We start from the raw sequence: 1,731 nt of genomic DNA, 5'->3' as shown, positions 1-1,731 counted from the left end.
CCGCGTCCAGGCCCGAGGTGAACCGGAGGGCGTCCTCGCCGTGCCGGGTGATCGTGGGCAGGTAGATCAGGCCCAGGACCAGCGAGCCCAGGGCGGGGACGCGCACGTGGTTGATCGCCGGGACGCGCGGCGGCCGGCGGTCGGGGCCCCGGCGGCGGGCCCAGCGGGCGAACACCAGCGGCTGGTCGGCCAGCGCGTAGAGCGGGTAGAGCACCAGGTCGTGCGCGATGACGGCCCCGAGGAACCAGATCAGCAGCGCCGTGACGCTCGGGTCCTCGTACACGAACGACACGACGTACCCGACCAGCGCGAAGCAGCCCAGCATCGCCAGCAGGTGCAGCGGGTTCTCGCCGTAGAGGTGGCGCCAGGCGCGCATCAGGCGCTCCGGAAGGCGATGGACGAGACCCACTTGGTGTTGTGGACCCCCGGCAGCGCCGGGACGATCACCCGCGCCGGGTAGCCGTGGTCCGGGGCGAGGTCGACGGTCTCCCCGCCCTCGGGGCCCACCTTCAGCGCCAGCAGCGCGTCCGGGTTCGCGATCTGGTTGCGCTGCAGGGTGGCGCGGGCGAAGGCCCCCGAGGTCTCGATCGAGGCGACGGAGGCGTTCGCCGGGTCGGGCACGCCGGCCAGCGCGGCCAGGTCGCGCAGCCGGACCCCGGTCCAGGTCCGGGTCACCGACCACCCCTCGACGCAGGCGATCGGCAGCGTCGCGGTGTGCTGGGGGAGGGCGAGCAGGGCCTCCCGGCTCAGCGAGACCTCGCCCGTGCCCCCGGTCAGCCGCAGCCGCCAGCCGCTCCCGAGGGCCGCCGGGTCGACCCCCGATCCCGCGAGGGTCCGGTTGATCTGGAAGTCGTTCGGGCCGTCGCCGTAGGACTGGCCGCGCGGCGAGAGCAGGGCGAGCGGGCGCAGGGCGTCCCAGGTCTGCCCGATGGAGAGCACGCCCACCAGCACCGAGCCGCCGCCGACCATCCCGAGCAGCCCACGTCGGCTCAGGGTCGGCCGGTTCGGGGCGAGCGCCGCGAGGCCGTGGGAGTCCATCGGCTCGGGCTCGGTGGTCGCGGGGGTGTCGTGGAGCCAGCGGTCGAGCGCCCCGGTGCCGTGCGGACCGCGGCGGAGCGCGCGCAGCATCGTCGGGAGCTTGATCGCCACGTGCACCACGAAGCCGGCGATGAACACCCAGGCCCCGTAGTAGTGGGCGGTGTAGAAGCCGAAGCCCCACGAGTAGTCGTACTGCGAGTTCATCAGGCCGGTGACGAACTCGAAGAGGACGCCGCCGACCAGCGCGAGCAGCGAGAGTCGCTCGAGCAGCTGGGCGATGCTGCGCACCGGCGGCCAGACGAACAGCTTGGGCACCACGGACCAGAGCTTCGCGAGCACGATCGGGGTCAGGACCATGCCGCCGACCACGTGCAGGCCCTGGGTGAGCCGATAGAACCACGACGGGTTCGACGGCCAGTCGAAGAACGGCAGGTGCAGGTACCCGACGTCGCCGGGGATCGCCTGGCCGAACTGCGGCCCGTAGGCGATGTAGGACATCAGCCCGGTGAGGATCACGACAGGCAGCCCGACCAGCAGCACCGCGCCGAACACCGAGGTCAGCCACGTCCCGCGCAGGGGACTGCGCCACGTCTTCGGGTGCGCCGGCGGCGGGACCGGGATGCGGGCCAGGCCCCGCCAGAGGGCGCGGGGGAAGCCGTACTCGGGCTCCGGGGCCACACGGGCCGGCGTCAC

General features: G+C 73.5%; 1 protein-coding gene and 1 pseudogene. Both read right to left on the bottom strand.

Annotated features, from left to right (window positions below; translation table 11 throughout):
• Positions 1–376 (bottom strand): annotated as a pseudogene (locus tag AC0CYZ_RS24000) (hypothetical protein); the annotation flags it as partial.
• Positions 376–1,731, bottom strand: a 1,356-nt coding sequence (locus tag AC0CYZ_RS23995; RefSeq protein WP_472219993.1) for a molybdopterin-dependent oxidoreductase, incomplete at its 5' end; no start/stop codon positions are given. The gene AC0CYZ_RS23995 and the pseudogene AC0CYZ_RS24000, both read right to left, overlap by 1 nt.

The sequence above is a fragment of the Actinomycetospora sp. genome, assembly GCF_055612215.1.
This window is presented reverse-complemented; position numbering and strand designations above follow the sequence as displayed.